The sequence below is a fragment of the Paenibacillus tarimensis genome, from assembly GCF_021532315.1.
GTDB classification, from domain to species: domain Bacteria; phylum Bacillota; class Bacilli; order Paenibacillales; family Paenibacillaceae; genus Paenibacillus_I; species Paenibacillus_I tarimensis.
This window is the reverse complement of sequence record NZ_JAKGAO010000020.1, coordinates 11732-31260: the sequence shown is the minus strand read 5'-3', so window position 1 is coordinate 31260 and position 19529 is coordinate 11732. Positions and strand designations below refer to the sequence as shown.

At 49.4% G+C, this 19529-nt stretch carries 10 protein-coding genes and 1 pseudogene; 9 read left to right on the top strand and 2 right to left on the bottom strand.

The window, feature by feature from the left end; translation table 11 throughout:
* Positions 1–12 precede the first annotated feature (12 nt).
* A pseudogene (locus tag L1N82_RS23670) lies at positions 13–198 on the bottom strand (hypothetical protein); the annotation flags it as partial.
* Between the two features lie 460 nt (positions 199–658).
* Between L1N82_RS23670 and L1N82_RS17870 the strand changes: the two are divergent.
* From L1N82_RS17870 to L1N82_RS17830, 9 genes are all read left to right on the top strand, one after another.
* Positions 659–9007, top strand: a complete 8349-nt coding sequence (locus L1N82_RS17870) for an S-layer homology domain-containing protein (RefSeq protein ID WP_235288827.1) — start codon at positions 659–661, stop codon at positions 9005–9007.
* Positions 9008–9197: 190 nt separating this feature from the next.
* Complete coding sequence (locus tag L1N82_RS17865; protein ID WP_235288826.1) at positions 9198–10001, top strand: hypothetical protein; 804 nt, start codon at positions 9198–9200, stop codon at positions 9999–10001.
* Between the two features lie 369 nt (positions 10002–10370).
* Positions 10371–12203, top strand: coding sequence for a GAF domain-containing sensor histidine kinase (locus tag L1N82_RS17860; RefSeq protein WP_235288825.1), 1833 nt, complete (start codon positions 10371–10373; stop codon positions 12201–12203).
* 1 nt (position 12204) lies between these two features.
* Complete coding sequence (locus L1N82_RS17855) at positions 12205–12834, top strand: response regulator transcription factor (RefSeq protein ID WP_235288824.1); 630 nt, start codon at positions 12205–12207, stop codon at positions 12832–12834.
* 138 nt (positions 12835–12972) lie between these two features.
* On the top strand, positions 12973–14178 hold the full coding sequence (locus tag L1N82_RS17850; RefSeq protein ID WP_235288823.1) for a cytochrome P450: 1206 nt from the start codon (positions 12973–12975) through the stop codon (positions 14176–14178).
* 211 nt (positions 14179–14389) lie between these two features.
* Positions 14390–15580, top strand: coding sequence for an MFS transporter (locus L1N82_RS17845; RefSeq protein WP_235288822.1), 1191 nt, complete (start codon positions 14390–14392; stop codon positions 15578–15580).
* 211 nt (positions 15581–15791) lie between these two features.
* Entirely contained in the window at positions 15792–16472 is a 681-nt protein-coding gene (locus L1N82_RS17840) for a PadR family transcriptional regulator (protein WP_235288821.1), read from the top strand.
* A 13-nt stretch (positions 16473–16485) separates the two neighbouring features.
* A complete protein-coding gene (locus tag L1N82_RS17835; protein ID WP_235288820.1) occupies positions 16486–17397 on the top strand; it encodes an alpha/beta hydrolase in 912 nt (303 codons plus the stop codon).
* A 29-nt stretch (positions 17398–17426) separates the two neighbouring features.
* Entirely contained in the window at positions 17427–17756 is a 330-nt protein-coding gene (locus tag L1N82_RS17830) for an antibiotic biosynthesis monooxygenase (RefSeq protein ID WP_235288819.1), read from the top strand.
* A gap of 102 nt (positions 17757–17858) precedes the next feature.
* Here the strand turns inward: L1N82_RS17830 and L1N82_RS17825 are convergent, their stop codons facing one another.
* Entirely contained in the window at positions 17859–19064 is a 1206-nt protein-coding gene (locus tag L1N82_RS17825; RefSeq protein ID WP_235288818.1) for a GGDEF domain-containing protein, read from the bottom strand.
* Positions 19065–19529: the final 465 nt, after the last annotated feature.

The following is a 19529-nucleotide window of genomic DNA, read 5'->3' as shown; positions in this document are numbered from 1 at the left end:
CAACCAAATCATCTAGACTGATATATAAATTGTTGTTATTGGCTGTATTTTCATGGCTACAAATAAACTGAACGCTTTAGAAAATTTCTTGAGCAAATTGTGGGCAAGCGAAAGCCACCCGACAACTTTACTTACTTTTTGTAAGCCGTTAAGCAGGAAGCGTCGGAAACCCCGGGTATTTTTAATTTGACCGAACACTCTTTTTCCTTTTAAATTTAGAACGGTAAACCAAAACAGAGCAGGTCGAATGTTTCTGGAGAAGCGGTAGCATCCGCCTTTGCTCGGGGAGCAACATCGGCTCTTAAGAATATTCAAAATGCGTAGTTGCTTATGTTTAACTTGAATTAATAACAGGGGTACCCCATGTCATCTTTGATGACTTATGGGACACCCCTTTTTTTGCATTTGCCAGAAAATCCGACTATTAACGCATTGCTAAGCGACTTTATCCTTAATTTTCCTAATTAATTTCCCGGCCGGCCGGGAATCGGCTCCCTATAAGACGCTATTGACTTCCCTCTATACTGGTATGAGTTACAACACTTATAAAAGGAGGGTTCCGTAATGAAGAATGATTCAGTACGTAATTTCTGCGAAGCCGGGGTGCATTAACCTGTTGTTATGACTTGTTGTAGGCAAAGGAAAGGAGACTATAAAGTTGAACTATTTTACTAAGTCGAAGCGGCCGATTATCCCCATATTGCTGCTAATCACGATATTGCTCACCTCTTTGATTCCCTCAGGAGTCAACGCGATCACCGCCACGGAGGCAGAAACCATTTCTGCGCCAGAGACGTCCGGTGTCCCGGTTGAAGTAGTATCGGAAGTCATTGCTGAACCAGGGAAGATTGATAAGGAATCGGCAGTTCCTGTCCTGGATGAGCTTCCTGCCACAAGTACGGATTCATCCATTACCTTGAGCGGAACAGCTCCGGCTGGAACAGAAGTAACCATATGGTATGTTCTGAACGGCAAACCTGAGGTTTCCGCTGGACCGCCAATTCAAGCAGCGGATGACGGCACTGGGCAAAGCCGTTTTAGTCTCACCTTCACGCTGGAACAGGAAGGGGACTACACATTTACTGCTGAAGCAGCACAGGGCAGCGATACAAGCGGCAGGTCAGCTCCTGTACAAATAAATGTAGATTGGTCGGCGCCCGGAGAAGTTCAGAACTTAACGTGGGAATTATTGGCGTATAACCGGGCGCAGCTTCGCTGGGAGCCGCCTCTTACCGACACAGAAGACCCCACCCTCGATATCGCAAAGTATGTCCTTTATTCTGCTGATTATGAGCCATTAACCGAAACAACCGAGACCAGTTATACAATCGAAAATCTGATAGAAGGCAGCCCCAGGGAGTATTATGTGGCTGCTGTAGATGCGGCGGGTAACGAATCGTCATCCGTTGGTGTAACGGTCGCTCCCTCCCCCCAGTCAGAAGTCAAGCTTACCGATCTGTCGGTTGACGGACAGCAGATGAAGCCTTCATCATTTGCCTTAAGCGGGGACGGCTCCACAATATTTTATACAGATCGGGAGGGTTCTGGAGATACAGCGGGCTGGCGGCTCTACAGCATGAACACCAAGACAGCTGAGAAGAAGGTTGTTGCTGTAACAGCCGATAATACCCCCGTCAACAAAGAAATTCGTGATATTGATGTTGACCGGACAGGTAATGTAGTTGTATTTACTTCGGAGGCAACGAATATATTACCTTTCACCGGAACCACAGGGTCGGTTTTATATGCGTACAATACTGCAGGCAAATCGTTAAAAATCCTCTCTTCGCCATCTGAACAAACAAGCGAACCATCGGTCAACTCGGATGGATCCAAGGTCGCCTTCACCTCAAACAACCGTGTATTTCTATACGATTTAACTAAAGATTCACGCCGGCTGGTATCCCTCTCGGTTGGCAGTATGGAAGAGGGCAGAAGCCACGGACCGGTTATCAACGGCAGAGGGACTGTTGTTGCTTTTCTATCCGACTCTCCCAATATACAGGGCCTCATGTCATCGCCCGGTGAACACGCGATATACCTTTATGACATCGCTTCCGAAACGGTTACAGGGCGGTTCAGAATCAATGACTATCACAGCCATCTGTCCATTAGTGATGACGGGCGTTATATTGCACTCGTCCAATCAGCGGGACCTAGTTGGCCCGGCACGCCTTATCTATACGATCGAACGACAGGAGAGTTTACTGATCTAAATGAAGGTCGCAGTGAAACAGAAGTATCAGATAAAGCATACGGCAGGCTATCAATGAGCGGAGATGCGCGCTTTATTCTGGCACAGTTAATTGATTCCAAACCTGATTTTGCAGGGATGGACCGCTTCCATGAAGGGTTTAACAGGCGGGAAGGGGGCGTTACGGTCATTGGCAACCCGGCGCTGCCTGCCCTAAATGGCTTAGTAGACGACATGGGAAACAGGGTGATCTACACCAGAGGGCACATGCTGTACACAGCTTGCTTGTCCGAATGCGGGCAATCGGGTCCGGAGCCTCCAACGCTTACAGCCTTATGGAGCGTACCGTCAGCCTCCTGGGTTGATGGGGAGCTTAAGCCGGGAAGTGAAATCACCATTCAGGCCGATGGAGAAGAAGGACAGCAGATTATAGCTGTGATCTCTTATAAGCAAATTGACGGGGAACTGAGCAGCCATGATCTAACCCTTCAGGACGGGGAAGAAAATCCCGGTCTCTATTCGGGCGTGTATACGATCCCGCACAATGCAGCCGAGCTTACATCGATAACGGTAAAGCAGGTTGGCGACACCGTAAGCGTCACCTTAGATAAACTCCCTGTCAAGGTGTCCGGTGTATTGTCCGTAACCATTGAAACACCTTATATGGAGGCGCTGAACGACTCTTCTATACTGGTTACTAAACTTGACCATCAGGCCGCTCAATATCCTGTCGATGTAGATACATCCTCATATTCAATTCCTATATCTTCAGGAGCCAACTATAAAGTCGAGCTTATTAACAGTAAATTATCGTTAAAACTGGCAGAACAGCAGGAGATTACCGTGAACAACGGGAGGACAACGGCAGTTACACTAGTGCCGAAATTCCCTGTATCGCTTCACGTTACGGTCAATTATGATACCCCGTCTGAAGAGCCTGCCGTGGTCATATTCAAGCGTACTTCCGATCAGTCTGTTATAGCTGAAGTGAAGGAGGATGAGTATGGTCAAGCTCTACTGCCCGGCACATTCCCGCCAGGTGAAGGCATAACAGTATCTGTCGTTCCACCTGTCGGATATAAACAGACCGAAGAGCAGCGAATCCAGCTAGTCTTAGGACGCAATACGCTATTCTTTAACCTCGTACGCCTGGATCAGGCGGTTACAGAGATGCATATGAATTACCAGGCATCAGTCTTGCAGGGCAATAAACGAATCCCGGTTATTGGTACTGAAGCCACCCTTATTGCCTCCGGTAAACCCGGTTTAAACCTGCAAGGCTTAGTTACCGTTCAAAAACGTAAAGACGGTGCTGTCGAAACAATGCAGAAACAAGTAGACATGACGGAAACATCCAGCGGCAATTATAGAGGTTCCTTTACAGTCGAAGATGGGATAATCGGCTTAGATGCTGTCACGCCAGTTGCAGATGGACAGCAAGCGAAGTCATCATTCCCGATCGATGTACCAGTCGCAGGTCGTATCCAGGTTCATCTGGCATATCCCGAAGGGGACGAATGGGAGAAAGTCTTCGAGCAGGCTGGCGTTACGCTGGTTAATACTGAATGGAAGACTAACTATTCCAGCCGACAGGGTGTAGTGATTGGCAAGCAGACTTATACGTTTGACGTCCCTTACGAGCGTGTTCCATACCAGGTTGTTATTCGATCATCCAACCCTAACGTTGTGCCGTACGAGCAAGTTGTGCCTGCGGTCCGGTATGCCGAAACGAAAGAAATCACCTTAAAACCAAGGTATCGGGTACAGCTGTCCGGGGCTATTCATGGTGAGGATGGCAAGAGTACCGAAGCTTCTTATGAATTGCTGGATGGGAATGGAATTGTCCAAGCGAAAGGGAAATCCCACGGACGTTATGCCATCCGGTTCGACACGTATTACGGAGAGCAGTACCGGTTAGTTCTGACACCGAGTGATCCAGTATTCACGAAGCTGGAAATCCCGGTCACGGCAGATGCGCTCGAGCAGAACGAGCCGGCCATCATAAACAAGAAGAAGCATTTTGTCATTCAGGGAATTGTGCGAGGTGTCGATGGGAAAGCGGTGGAGGGCGCAGCCATAACCGCTGCTTATGAGGGAACAAACAAGGTGTTTCAGACGGTTTCGGATTCGAATGGAAAGTACTCGCTCTCTGTTCCGCAGGGCACCTATAAGATACGGGCCTCCAGCCATCGAACGAATGGCAAACTATCGAAAGTCCTTCGTGTCCTTATAAAAGATTCGCCAAGCGCCGATACCGACTTGCAGCTATACGATCATGCCCTTATAGACGTAGGTTTATATACCAAGCAAGCAGACGGGGCATGGCAAGGACCACTGGAAGTCGATAGACGGGTTGGGTGGGGGTTCTCACTTCAGACCTCTCATCAAATAGTCAGCTATGGACCACCCATGAGAGTAGCTGCTGTTGCGGGTGACACTTTCAACATATGTGCTGACGGGTATCGGGCACAGCTGCCGAAGGTCTGCAAGGAAGTGGTAATAGGCGAAGATAATAAGGCGAGCGTTGAGCTTAGGCTGGAGGGCTTTGGAACAAAGGTCTATGCAGATTTCAAGCAAGCGGACGGATCAAAGCCAGCTTACGTCAATGTTCAGATGTTCCGGTACGAGGGGACAGACTTGATTTTTCACAAGGCAACCGTTAAGAAGACGGACAATAACATTCATGAAATCATACTTTCTCAGCCAGGCCGTTACCGACTTGAAGCTAAAGCTAACGGCGGGTCAACGGCCAGCCTAGAATTTGAGGCGTCAGCCGGCCTGCCTGTGGATTTAGGAATCATCGAGCTGCATCCTCCCGGGCGGTTTGGCGGCATGCTTGGTAACAGCTTCTCAACTACGAATGATATTGCGATCAAGAACGGAAAAATTACTGCCCAGCTCATGTATCGTAATACCTGGGCAGAAGTCGAGGATGCGGAGTTTATCATACAGATTCCCGGATCTGTAAGCTATCGGTCAGGAACTCTGATCGTTAACGGCAAGCCGCATGATGCCGCTGCTGTTGACGGGCAGCTCATTATTCCGGTGGGTTCAATTAAAGCTTCTGCGGAAGGCAGTATTCGCTTCACTCTACAGGTAGGTGACGAATTAATACAAAGCCGTATTACACTGCCGGCTTCCGTGCGATATACTGCCGAGGGGAAGACACATGAGGAATCAATAGGCATCGCGATTGTTCAGGTTGCACAAGCAACACTAAGGGTACCAGAGACAATTGTCTCCCCTGACTTCCGTGTAAGCGGCGTGGCTCCCGGCAACTCAACGGTAACCATTTATGACGGCAGTGTTCTAATCGGTACTGCGCCTGTTTCTCCGGAAGGCACTTGGCAGGCGAATGTGACACTGGCAGATCCATCGCGTTATCGCCATTCTATACGTACTCAGGTAGAAGTTCAGGGGGTCACACAAGCCGGGGAAGAGGCAATTATTACGTATGATCCGAACGATCCGGGACTCGAAGAGGTGTCGATGCGGCAGCCTGACGGAAGGGGGCACACCTTTAAAACGGCTAACGGAGTTGCTGTGTTTCCATTCGTTTTTGTTCCCGGCAAGCCCATACTCTATGAACTGACATTCCGGGATCCGGCGCGTATTTCGAATGTGGAAGTATGGACGGGAGAGACTATGGCAGAAGCGCAGCTTGTAGATGGCATTTTTAAGGCGGCTGTAACCTTGAAATCAGATCCCGGTCCGATAGTAGTAACGTATCAGAAGAAATCAGATCCGGCCGAACTGCCGCAGCAGTATACCGAGCAGGAACTCCGAGATACAATGCCGCATCTGCTGCGGGACTTAGAAGTGCTGTCGGTTATTAAGGAGCCAGGACAGAGCAACTCGTTTACTTCCAAAATAAAGCTGACGGAAGACCTGGATTTGGAAGTAACGGTGAGGAGCAGACCCGTGGCAAGCTATACACCGACCTCTCAGGATTTAAGTCAGGCTGCAGAGTCAGGGATACCGCTGTATGGCATATCGATCTCTAAATCCATCAGTGATTCGAAAGCTACAGCTATTATGAAAGGATTTCTGCCGGAGCAGTCCCCTTCTGGGGCCAAAGCGAGGAGGAAGGCGGGAGGAGTAGCCGGGAATGCTTTTGAAATTATTGTAGATCTGGGAAGCAAAGGCGCCGCCTTGTATGATCTGCACAATACTGTCGAAAGCGTGGCCAATCCGGAGGCATTGAACAGAGCTAATCGTGCCTATGCCAAAGCACTTAAGATCTGCGATGAAAGAGCACGCGATTACTATACGAGGTGGGCAGAGCAAATACAGCTGGACATTGCATTCTCGGAGGTCATTAAGAACGGTCTTAATTGGGTTGGTGCAACTCAATTATCCGGAGCCCCGGGATTGCTCTTCTGGGCGGAGTCCACATGGGCTGGAAAGGTACTGGATAATATTGTTAACAAGGAATTAGATGAAATTGAGCATTACTTGAAACAATTTTGGGAGTGTGAACCGCCAAAGGTCAAGCCGGCGAAACCCCCAGTGGCTAAACCGGGCTTCATCATTGATCCGAGCGGATATGTCTACGAGGGTATGGCGACAAACCGGATTGAAGGCGTTCTTGCTACCGCTCTGCAGTGGAATCCGGATAAGAAGGCATGGGAACAGTGGGATTCGGAGTGGTATGAGCAGCAGAACCCGCTCCTGACAGATCCGGAGGGCAGGTATGCGTGGGATGTGCCTGCGGGACGCTGGAAAGTAAAATTTGAGAAACATGGTTATAAGACAGCCTACAGTGATGACCTGGATGTTCCGCCACCACAGCTCGAAATCAACATCCCCATGACATCACTGGAAGCTCCAGAGGTGAGCAGCATTATGGCTGTTCCCGGCGGGTCCGGCATAATGGTTCACTTCACGAAGCCGGTACTGGCTGACTCATTGACGGATTCTTCTATCCTCATCTCCAAGGATGGAATTTACGCAGATGGAATCATTCAACCGGTTGAGGCTGAAGCTGGAGCCGAGGGGGAAATGTTGACCATGACGGCAGAGTTTAAACCTGCTTCACCCCTTGCGGCAGGGGACACTTACTCGGTATTGACCACATCTTCAATTGTCAGTTATGCAGGAGTACCCTTACTGGAAGCTGCTCCGGTAACCGTTCGGATTGAAGAAATAGACAGCAAACCGCCTTCTAATATTTCTGGGTTGGAAGGCGGGCTGGCCCAGCAGACTGCGTCCTTCATGTGGAATAATCCTGCCGATCACGACTTTGCAGGTACACTCCTGCGATGGAAGGAAGCTGGAGCAGCTAATTTCAGTGATCCGGTAAGGGTAGCGAAGGATCGGCAGTGGGCTGTAATTGAAGGCTTGGACGATAGGAAAAGCTATGAATTTGTGATCGCCTCGGTTGACCAGTATGGCAATGAAGCTACTGGCGTTAGCTGGGCTTGGGTCCCCAGAGACCGCTCCATTGACAGAAAAGCACCTTCAGCCGTGACTCGTCTACAAGCAGTCGAGACTCAAGCGGGCAAGCTTAATGTAACCTGGACGAATCCCTACGACCCTGACCTGGATAAATTACGTGTGCACTGGTCAAGGGCAGGTCATGAAGATGACAGCGACCGTCATGAACTGGATGGTTCCAGTACATCTTATGAGGTAGGCAATCTATTGCCAGACTCCAGCTATACGATTAGCGTGACAGCGATTGATAAGCATGGAAACGAGTCTGTCACGTCTTTCATTACGGTTAAGACAAGAACCGGCAGTTCCGGACCCGGAGGTCCGCCAACAGGCGGAGAGGGCGGGAGCCCAGGTCCTGAACCGCAAGAACCAGATGATGGAGTAGATAATCCCGGCGGTGAAGCCGGTCGTTGGTCTGTCCCCGTAAGAGGCGGGAGTTTCACAGCATTTGACAATAGTCTGGGGATTAAGGTTAAGGCGGGAGTCTTACAACAGACGGCAACGATCGATTATGCACGGACTGATAGGTCTACGGGCAATCTAAGCGGCGGGTATGTTAAGCTGTCACCGACCTACCGCGTGAGCTCGGATCAGTCTATCCCTGCTCAACCGATTGAGTTGTCAGTACAGTTTATCACCGATCTGGCGAAGGGCATGGATATTCGAAGGTTTGGAATCTATAAGAAAGAGGCAGAGGCTGGTTGGTCCTATGTCGGAGGTTTATCCGATTCACCTAATGATACTGTACATGCCAGGTTAACGTCATGGGGAGAATACGCAGTGCTCCTCTATGACCGCCAGTATCAGGATATGAAGAAGCATTGGGCGCGCGCCGAAGTTGATATTTTGAGCAGCCGCCATATTGTCAGCGGATTCTCCTCCACCTTGTTCAAGCCTAATCGGCATGTGACCCGTGCCGAAATGGTTAAACTGCTTGTCGTGGTCCTGAGACAGCAGCGGACAGGAACAGACGCTGGCCTGGAGGGCATGTCTTTCCGTGATGTACCGCCAGACGCTTGGTACGCCCCCTATGTCGACGAAGCTGTGACTTACGGTCTAATCAAAGGATCTGGCGGGCGGTTCAGACCCCATGACAAGGTTACACGTCAAGAGATGGTTGTGATGCTCTACCGGCTGGCTGGGCAAGTGGGTTTCCAGGTATCCGCCAAGCAGGATGGTTCTGTACTTGAAGGCTTCCAAGACGCAAAGGATATTCCGAACTGGGCAGAAGCGGCCGTACAGCAATCGATTCAGTCGGGATGGCTGCAAGGTACGAAGGACAGGAAGCTTGGTCTCTTCCGAACGTCGACTCGCGCCGAGGCATCCGTTATGCTGCTGCGGGTTATGGATAGTCTTGGACTGATTCAACGAAAGTGACTAGATGACACAAGGTGGAAGTTTTAAAGGACAGGGAATGAACTTCGGTTCTCAGCCCTGTCCTTCTTTTATTGCCATGTTTCCTGGTTCTATTTCCCCAGTTTTCGGGAAGGAGTCTCTGTGAAAGGGGAGCTGTGTTTCGTTACCATTAAGTAAGAAAGACTACAAAAAAACCATATGGAGGAGTAAAATGAGAAAGAAAAGCGAAATGGTATGGGGTGTCATTTTCCGTTTATTTGTAGTGGTGTTTGCGGCAGCGAGTCTGATAATGCTTCAAGGTCTATCGGAAGGCTTGGAGCCTTGGGTGCAATCTTTCCTAGCTACTTCACCTCTTCCGGATGAGCTGAGATTTCATGCCGCTTCACACGGGGCATTAATAGGCATTTTGTTCAGCTTCAGTCTGCTGGCTATGCTGCGAGACCCACTTTCCAAGCCTGTTCTGCTGCAGTTTTATATAGTAGGCCATTTGATATTCCTGGCTGTACTTGCTGTCACAGATCCGGTGCTGGCCAAGCAGACGTTCTTTGTGTTTATTATGTTTGCCATTGTATTGGCTACTCTGTATGCCACGTATCCGAATCGACGAGAAATCTGGCGTTCAACAGAGCCGCGTGTTGTTAACCGAACGCTTCTGCTGCTCACTGGCGGCGTTCTGCTTGCACTTCTGCCTGTAATTATTGGCGGCATTTCAGGGCAATTACAAGATCCGGAGCAGCAGTTTCGCTGGGGAGAAGGCTCTGCACTTGCCATTACGCTTGTGTACGCTGCATATCTGACAGCAACAGCCAGAACAGGGACCCGGACACTTGGCGTTATTCAAGGCCTAACTTATGTGTACATGGGAGCTGCATCGCTCACACTCCCGCAGTATCCAGGCAGCTGGGGACTGTGGGGGGGAACGGCGGCCATTATCTTTGGCATTTTGTACCCCGTTATCGTGTTTAGAGAGCATGCTCGGCATTCCTTGCAATTGGAGCAGGTACGAGCCGGATAGGAGCAGCTGATGAATGCAGCACATGGTTGGAAAGTTCATACTCAAATACCCGAAGGCCGCCATCTCCCGAGGTGGTGGTCTGCCTTCCGTCTAGGAGCACTGATTATCTGTGCAGTTTATACGTTTCTTTTTCTCGGGAAGATCCCTTCCTACTTTGTATATATGCGGGACAGCTGCCTGCAAACCAGTTGTAGTAAAAGCGTGCTGACTCCCTTGCCTGCGGAGATAATCGCCCACTATGGACTTTCCGCAAGTTCATTTGCAGGCTTCCATACGACGGTTCTGCTCGTCCTATTCAGCGTTTATCTATCCGTCGCTGTACTGATAATTCGGAAGCGGCCAGCGGAGCCTTTATCGTGGATAGCCGGTATGGCGCTCATATCCTTCCATACCAGCAGCTTTATATGGACTCAGTGGGAAAGTCTTTCGCTGTTGACAAGTATACTCGGGGATCTCTCCAGTATAACCTTTGTTCTCTTTCTGCTGCTGTTTCCTAACGGAAGGGTCGTTGACAGGAGAATTTTTTGGTTTGCAGTCATTATAGTCACGGTCCGGAATGTGTCATGGTATTTTCCCGAAGAGCCATGGGGTGCGGCAAGATGGCCAATTGGAATAACTCTATTGTGGATGCTTGTCTTATATGGTTCAATTGCATGGTACCAGCTCTCCCACTACCGCAACCATGCTGATGCAATAGAGAAGCAGCAGACCAAATGGGTATTATTTGGTTTCCTCTTCTCCATTGTGGGTCTGGTCCTTGTATCTGCGCTCCCCGTATTCTTTGATACTGAATTCTATCAGACACCACAATCTCCTGGAATGTTTGTGCTTGATATGGCGGTACAGCTTCTTATGCTGCCTATACCTGTAACCCTCTGTATTTCCTTGCTTAGGAAACGTCTTTGGGATATTGATCCGATCATGAAACGTACCATATTGTATGGCTGTCTGAGCACAGCAATTATTGCGCTGTATTCATTTACGGTATGGTATTTGTCCGTCATTTTTCAGACCGGTCCTAATAAGCTGTTCTCAATCGCCGGTGCTGCACTGGTCGCTGTCCTGTTCGCGCCGCTTAAAGAGCGGCTGCAGAAGCTTGTTAATCGAATGATATATGGCGTACATAATGATCCGTTCCTTGTTCTTGACCAGCTGAGTACACGGCTAAGAGAACCTTCTTCCCCTGAAGCTGTTCTTGATATTGTGGTACGTACCGTCAGAGACTCGCTTCGTTTACCTTATGCTGCGATCCAGCTGAATCATCATGGAGCACAGCTGCTTGCTGCGTCATCCGGGGTGGAACGGGAAGACAAGACGTCTATCCCCTTGATTGTATCCGGTTATCATATAGGATCGTTGCATGTATGCAGCCGTTCGGCCGGTGAGGGATTTAGTGAAGCAGATTGGAAGCTGCTTCATTCGCTAGCGAGGCAGGCCAGCACGGTTGTGCAGAGTGTAAAGCAGGCAATGGACATTCAGCTGCTGGCAGAAGATCTGCAGGAAACGCGTGAGAAGTTGATATTCGCCAGGGAAGAAGAGCGCCGTACCATCCGCAAGAATCTTCATGATGATATCGCTCCCAGGCTGGCCGCTATGCGGCTGACGTCCTCGTTAGTTGTGGATTGGATCCGTAAGGATCCCGATAGAGCGGCTCAAATTATGAACCGGTTCAAACAGGATATCGGGGATACAGTAGACGAGATTAGAGGAATCGTCTATGATTTGCGTCCACAGGCTCTAGATGAATTGGGATTACGAGGAGCCATACAGCAGCGGATTGAACAAATTCAGCATATTCATCAGGTGAGAAATGTCCTTCTTGATGCTCCGCTGGAAGTCGAGCTGAAGATCCCGGAATACCTCCCTATATTACCTGCAGCTGTGGAAGTAGGCGCCTATCGTATTGTAACAGAAGCCCTGTTAAATGTGGCCAAGCATGCCAAGGCGGATTATTGCTTGATTCACATTACACTGGAAGAAGAAGGAGATTGTTTGTGTCTTGAGGTGGCTGATAACGGCGTCGGGCTAACCGGAAGCCAGCCCTCGACGGAGGCCAAGAGTGGTCTTGGTTTACTGTCTATCCGCGAACGTGCGGAAGAGCTCGGCGGCAGTTGCAGAATCTCGCAGCCAGAGTCCGGCGGCTCTCATATCTATGCGAGGCTGCCGCTGCGAACGGGTACAGATACAGGGAGGGGACAATAACATGCTTCGTATTATGCTTGCTGATGATCATCCTATGTTTAGAGAAGGGGTAAGGAGCGTGCTCGATAGCGCTGAAGGAATGACATTGGTTGGAGAGGCCTCCAACGGTGATGAGGTTGTTCGTTTGGCATTGGAGCTGCAGCCCGACGTTGTGCTGATGGACATCCGGATGCCTGGCTTAAACGGTATCGAAGCAACGACGAGAATCAAGGCATCCAATCCAGCCATTCATGTCCTTATTCTAACCATGTTCAGAGATGACGCTTCTGTTATTACGGCAATGAAAGCCGGTGCAAGGGGATATATCCTGAAAGATTCGGAGCGGGAGGATATCATACGCGCCATTTGGGCGGTTGCCTCAGGGGAAGCGATTTTCAGTGGAGATGTAGCAGCGAGAATGATTGACTATGCCACCAGACCTGTTAGCAGGCTGGATGCTTTCTCCGATTTAACCTACCGCGAAAAGGAAGTTCTGGGCTTGGTTGTTGAGGGGTGTTCCAATTCAGATATTTCTAAACGTCTGGAATTGAGTCCCAAGACGGTCTCCAACTATTTAACTAACATCTATAATAAGCTGCAAGTTGCAGACCGGGCCGAAGCCATTGCCAAGGTAAAAGAGATGGAGGTATAGCTGCATACTCCTAAGATTCCCGGCCGATTTTCCCGTAATGCCAGGATATCTTCCCTACCGGACGGGAAGTCCCTCTCCTTATGATATGAGGGGAGACACCTGAAGATGAAGACTGCGCTGCCGTCTCCCTAGTATATTATGAAAGGACGGTTGGCAATGTCTGTGGAACTGGATAGGAGACTTGATCCGTATCCCTGGTACGCCCAAATGTTTGAGATGAACACACCCGTTTTTAGCCCCGAATTGGGAGCTTATCTCGTATTTCGGGCAGATGATGTACGGAAGGTCATGGCGGATTATCAGACTTTCTCATCAACTGTGTTTAATGGTTTATCTTCCGATCTGCCCTTTGAGAATCAGCTTACAGGGATGGATCCCCCTCGGCACACACAGCTTCGCGCCCTCGCAACGCATGCTTTTACTCCAAAGGCTGTACAGGAGTTGGAACCGCGCATACAGGCTATTGTGGACAGATATCTTGATCGTATGCTGGAGCAGCAGCCTGTTGATTTTGTGAAGGAGTTCGCAATTCCATTCCCCATCACTGTTATTGCCGAACTGCTTGGGATTCCTGAAGAGGACCGCGGGCAGTTTAAGTACTGGTCGGACATCATGGTGGAAATCTCGGAGCGCTTGTTAACTGGCAAGACTGAAACACTGCCACAGCATGCCTCCGCATATAATGACATGATGAATTATTTTGTAAGGCTCCTTACAGAAAGAAGAAAGCATCCCCAACAAGATTTGCTTTCTCGTCTAGCTGCTGCAGAAGTCGATGGACAGCGGCTCTCGGATACGGAAGCCAGCAATTTATGCTCTCTCTTGCTGGTAGCCGGCAATGAGACCACTACCAATCTGTTGACCAACGCTGTCCGAACCTTCGCTGAATTTCCGGAGCAGTGGGATCTGCTTATCCACAACCCGTCCTTAGTACCACAGGCTGTCGAGGAAGTGATGCGATACCGCTCCTCTGTTCAAATGATGTTTCGTGTGACAACTAGAGAAGCGCAGATCGGGGATCTTCGCATGAAATCGGGAGAACGGGTTATCGTTTTCCTGGGCGCAGCGAACCGGGACCCAGCGAAATACAGCCATCCCGACGTCTTTGATATTACCCGTCAGCCGGGAGCCCATCTAACCTTCGGACATGGCATTCATTTCTGTCTAGGAGCTCCGCTTGCCCGTATGGAAATGACATTGGCACTTAAAACAATTGCGCAGAGGGTTGCCCAGTTTAATATCCCCCTAGGCTATGAACTGGAACCGCTGCCTAGCTTTAACCTGCTGGGTCTAAAGCATCTTCCGGTTCATCTTGTACTTAGACAGTCTAGTTCCGTCCAATAACCCATTATTAGCAGGAGAGCAGAACCGCTCGTCAGAGGCGAGGGTTCTGCTCTTTAATTTGTACCTCAACCGCGAACCAGCGTTTTCTGTTGTCCATTTATACGTGCATGGCAGCTTGTAATTTTCATTGCCAACAGTGAAGTGTGAGTGCTATGATAATATCCGGTTTGCCATTTTTTGCACTGTACATAGATAGGAGAGGGAAGTACCCATGAAGCCAGCGCAACAAGGCTTTGGCATGTTTACTTTTGTTACACTAATTCTGGTAGTCATTGTCGCCGGGGCCAGCCAAGGTCTCCTTCTTCCACTGTTGTCTATCTGGCTGGAGCAGAGAGGTGTATCCGCCCAGGTTAATGCCCTTAATTCAGCAGCATTGTACCTTGGTGTCTTCGGTACTATGTTCGTTATTGAGCGCCCAGTTAGGAAATACGGATTCCAGCCGGTCATACTTACAGGTATTGTTATGGTTATTGCGGCAACTATATCGTTCACATTTACCCAGAGCCTTGCTGTTTGGTTTATGCTGAGGCTCATTGTAGGGATAGGGGATAGCGCCCTTCATTATGCATCACAGCTCTGGATTGTATCCAATGCTCCAGCGGATCGCCGTGGTAGATATATCTCCTTATACGGCATGGCGTACGGGGTAGGCTTCTCTATTGGGCCTCTTGCTATCAAGCTAACCCGCTACGGAGATATCATACCTATTATAACGATGAATGTGCTGTTTATCGCCGTTCTCATCATGGTGCTGCGATTACGCAATGAACAGCCTCCGGAGGCTGATGGAGCAAGAGGCAGCAATACAGCTAAACCAGAGAATCGTTTTCTTCGAGTTTATCGCTTAGCGTGGTTCCCTCTAATTCCAGCGTTTCTCTATGGATACATGGAAGCTTCAATGAATGGCAACTTTCCGATTTACGGTCTGCGAATGGGCATAACCTCTGACGAGATCGCTTACCTGCTGCCTTTGATCGGTTTTGGCAGTTTAATCCTACAGCTTCCGCTTGGTGTTTGGAGTGACAGAATCGGCAGGAAACCGATACTTATGCTGTGCGGTATAGCAGGGGCAGCCGCCTTCCTTGCTGTTCCGCTTGCGGGTTCGAACAGCTGGGGAATAGGGGCCTTGTTCTTGGTGGCGGGCGGATCGATAGGGTCTTTCTATTCGCTAGGACTAGCGTACGCCGCCGATCTTCTTCCGAGAGCAATACTGCCCACGGCCAATGTTATTGCGTCTATACACTTTTCCATTGCCAGTTTAATCGGTCCGAATGCAGGCGGTTGGCTGATTCAGCATGTTTCTCTTCCCAGCTTGTTCTATATTATGGGGAGCGTATATATCTTATTCGCTGCTTCCGGGTTACGGTATCGGGGGCAAAAGGAAGACATTGTTACGGAATAATTAATAGAATATAGGTGGGCCTTTATAACGTATCCAGTAGTCAAGTTGAGTTGATGAAGGCGATAACTTAATGAAGACGAAGACAGCGTTTCGACGCTGTCTTTTATTATTTTCATAGCAATGATTGACAATAACGATATATCGTAATATTATGGCGATATATCGTTAACGATATATTTTCTGTTGCAGTTTAAATTAAGGAGTGAAATACATGAGATTTTATGATCAACATATGCGAATCGACAGACAGTTCGAATCCCGGGGTTTCCATAGGGGAAGCGGCGGCCAAGAACGATTCGCTAGACATCGTCATGGCGGCTGGCAGGGCGGCCGGGGTGGCCGGGGAGAAGGCAAGCGCAGGTTCTTCGAGCGCGGCGAGTTTAAATTTGCGCTGCTGGAGCTGCTGGCTGCAGAGCCCATGCACGGATACCAGCTGATTAAGGCTATGGAAGAGAAGACTGGCGGTTTATATACACCTAGCGCCGGGTCCGTGTACCCTAATCTGCAGCTGCTGGAAGAAATGAGCCTGATCAGCAGCGAGGAAGCGGAAGGCAAGAAGCTGTACCGGATTACCGATGAAGGAATCGCACATCTCAGTGAACGCAGAGAGCAGGAAGCAGAGCGTCCGGATGAGCGTTGGGACCGCCATCGGAAGCATCACCGGCCGCATGGCGGCAAGCACGGTAGACGCGAACTGCACGGCTTGATGCAGGAGTGGTCTGAGGTTGTTTATCTGCTGGCAGGTGCGGCGTGTGAAGCACAAGCGGACCCCTCATCCAAGCAAGCGAAGGATTTTCAGGAGTTAATGGCAGATCTGCAGACCAAGCTGGAGACAATGCTCGCTCCCGGCAAAGGGGACCCGGCTGAATCGCCAGCTGAAGCGGACGAATAAGGGAGTGGAAGAGATGCCCGAACAGGAACTAAACCGGCGTCACAGGGATAACAAAATCCCCATGTTGAATACGAATCACATCAACCGCAAATGGCTTAATCTCCCTTACGGTACCCATTTACCAGCGCAGCAGCTCGATATCTATCTGCCGGAAAGCGGTGACGGTCCATTCCCGGTTATCATGGCGATTCACGGCGGGGCTTTCAAGGGCGGTGACAAGGCTGATGTCCAGTTGAAGCCGATGCTGGAAGGTCTTAGCAGACAATACGCAGTTGTCTCGATTAATTACCGTCTGAGTGGTGAAGCGATTTTCCCGGCACAGATTCACGATATCAAAGCCGCTATTCGCTGGGTGAAAGCTAGTGGGACGAATTACCGGCTGGATGGAGAGAAAATCGCCCTTTGGGGCGGCTCTGCGGGCGGTCATCTGGCAGCTCTGGCGGGGACTTCTGCACATATAACGGAGCTGGAAGACGCAGCTGCCGGCAGCTTCGAGCATTCCTGCCATGTGCAGGCGGTGGTGGACTGGTTTGGCCCTACCGACTTCCTGACGATGGATGAACTCTTCGCTGAGAGTGATGTCGAACCGGCGCTGGTACATCTTGCTGCTGATTCACCGGAGTCCCTTCTCATCGGAAATAAGATTACAGAGGAGCCGGAGAAAGTCAGAGCAGCCAATCCGGAAACCTATATCTCCAGGCATACCCCGCCGTTCTTCATCCAGCACGGTACCCGGGACGCGATAATCCCCGCCATGCAGTCTGTTATTTTGTATGAGAAGCTTAAGAAGGCTATTGGGGAAGACGATGTTCAGCTTGAACTGCTTGAAGGAGCAGGTCACAGCGGACCAGAGTTTGAGACGGAAGATAATATCTGTAAAGTACTGGATTTTATCGACATGCATCTGAAGCGTATCCGCCAATAACCGTTGGTCATCTAATAGGAGGAATTTCGATGTTAATTCAAACCAGAACGATTGTAGTGCAAAAAGGCAAGACCGATTTAGTCCTTGAACGTTTCAAGCAGGATGGTCCAATGGATGCGATGGAAGGCCTTATTGATAAGACGATCATGGTAAACCGCAAGAAGCAGGAGGATCAGGAGGAAGTCGTTATTATGAATCGCTGGAGATCGGTCGAAGACTGGAAGAACTGGGAGAAGAGTGATGTACATATTCAAGGCCACCGCCAGAACAATGGCAAACCAAAGCCTGAACACATCATCAGCGTTTCCGTAAATATGTATGAAGTAAAGGCAGTGAAAGAAATCGCAAGCAGGCAGTAGCTCGATCGACCGAGAGCCTGGAGCCGTCCTTCATGGAGGTTCCAGGCTCTCTTTTCCATTGCACCGATTGGCAAACCTGATAAAGTGTCTCTTGAAGCTTTTTTATGAGGAAATGGCGAGATGACTATCGGCATAACATATTTGGTTTCTTCCATTATGCTTCGCTTGATAGAGGGCACGATCCGCCCGTTCATAAATGTCCTGATGCGTTGTGCAGTCTTTGGAATAGAAGCAGATGCCTACGGAAACCGTCAGACGAAGGGAGAGGTCCTCACGATCTGCTGCAAATACATGACTGCGGACGTTTTCCTGAAATTGTTCAGCAGCTCTTGTTACCTCTGTGGCATCCCGATGAGGAATAAGAACGGAAAACTCTTCTCCTCCGTTGCGGCAAACGATATCGTGACGTCCTGAGAAAGCGTTCTTCAGAAGTCCGGCCATCTCCTTCAACACCTGGTCTCCAACCGGATGCCCGTAGGTATCATTGATGTGCTTGAAATGATCGACGTCCATGATGAGAAGGGCGAAATTACTCTTGCCGCGCTTCGCTTCTGCGAAGAGCCGTTCGGAGGCCATTGCATAATAACCGGCGTTGTAGGCGCCCGTTAAACTGTCCTTCGTAGCCAGTTGTTCGAGCTGCTTCTTGGACTGATATGCCCTGTGCATATAGTCTACATAATAGTAGATTAGGGCGCCGCTAATAATTTCAATTGAACAACGAATCAGGCTCGTAGTTAGCGTATCTCCTAACATCAAGTACAGCTTTATCTGGAATAAAATATTGAGGCACAGCCATATCTGCCAGTTCTTCAATGGCAGAAACCGAAAAGCCAGCACAGCCACAATTCCAAATAAAATGATGAACAGATCGGGGTCTGCTAACATACCGCCAATAGACTGGAAACTGCTGATCTCTACTGGCCCGCCTGAAGGCATAATCATGTTAGGATCGTTAGCAGCCTGATCTTGGGACGGACGGCCAGGCTTCATAATGATTTGCCCGATCATTAGCGCGATGAACATACCGACTGGACCGCCATAGACAGCCGCCAGGATAAAGATGTTACTGCCAATGAAGATGGGCATTGAGCTGTCTGGAAGCGTTAACGGAAACCTCAGGCAGATATATTGAATAATGCCGAAGCCAATGCCAATGATAATCTGTCTGAGGAGCTTGGATGTGATGCGCTCTTTATAATGAAAGTACAATTGGAACAGTATAAACATGGTCATGAAGTTCAACGAGATTTGCTGAAAGAGCGCAGGAAACAAGTTCTTCACCTCATAGAACAGAGTTTTGTAAGTCATCTAATTCGACATTAAACGACAAAACCCTCTATGGGAAGCCTTCATGCAGAAAAGCCCCTTACGGGACCCAAGTCGAAATGGTACACGGCTGCGTTGGACAGTGGCGAGCTTATCGTAAATAGCTATTGTGGGTATAGACGACTCAGGAGATACGTAACCGATTTTGCCCAGGTAGGGATAGCCAATGTACATAAATAAGCCGTCTAGGACCAAATTAACGGACAGATACAGCCAGAATTGTCCGTAGGTAAATTTGAATACCCTGATCACCACGACGAGATATGCACCATGCCCCCATGGAACAGGAAGGATCCTGTCCCGCCCGAATAGACTGGACTTGGACTCATTCCACCAATTATAATGATAAGCTGCCTGGTATGTTATGGTATGGATAATCGTCATGAACAAGGCAACAGGCATATATCTGCGGATGGTATCCGGCTTTAACAACAGCAGGGAAGCCCA

Bases quoted from the DNA above. Each gene is read 5' to 3' on its own strand.
- L1N82_RS17865 (WP_235288826.1), top strand. From the start codon at position 9,198: ATGAGAAAGAAAAGCGAAATGGTATGGGGTGTCATTTTCCGTTTATTT.
- L1N82_RS17860 (WP_235288825.1), top strand. From the start codon at position 10,371: ATGGCGCTCATATCCTTCCATACCAGCAGCTTTATATGGACTCAGTGG.
- L1N82_RS17855 (WP_235288824.1), top strand. From the start codon at position 12,205: ATGCTTCGTATTATGCTTGCTGATGATCATCCTATGTTTAGAGAAGGG.
- L1N82_RS17850 (WP_235288823.1), top strand. From the start codon at position 12,973: ATGAAAGGACGGTTGGCAATGTCTGTGGAACTGGATAGGAGACTTGAT.
- L1N82_RS17845 (WP_235288822.1), top strand. From the start codon at position 14,390: ATGAAGCCAGCGCAACAAGGCTTTGGCATGTTTACTTTTGTTACACTA.
- L1N82_RS17840 (WP_235288821.1), top strand. From the start codon at position 15,792: ATGAGATTTTATGATCAACATATGCGAATCGACAGACAGTTCGAATCC.
- L1N82_RS17835 (WP_235288820.1), top strand. From the start codon at position 16,486: ATGCCCGAACAGGAACTAAACCGGCGTCACAGGGATAACAAAATCCCC.
- L1N82_RS17830 (WP_235288819.1), top strand. From the start codon at position 17,427: ATGTTAATTCAAACCAGAACGATTGTAGTGCAAAAAGGCAAGACCGAT.
- L1N82_RS17825 (WP_235288818.1), bottom strand. From the start codon at position 19,064: ATGACTTACAAAACTCTGTTCTATGAGGTGAAGAACTTGTTTCCTGCG.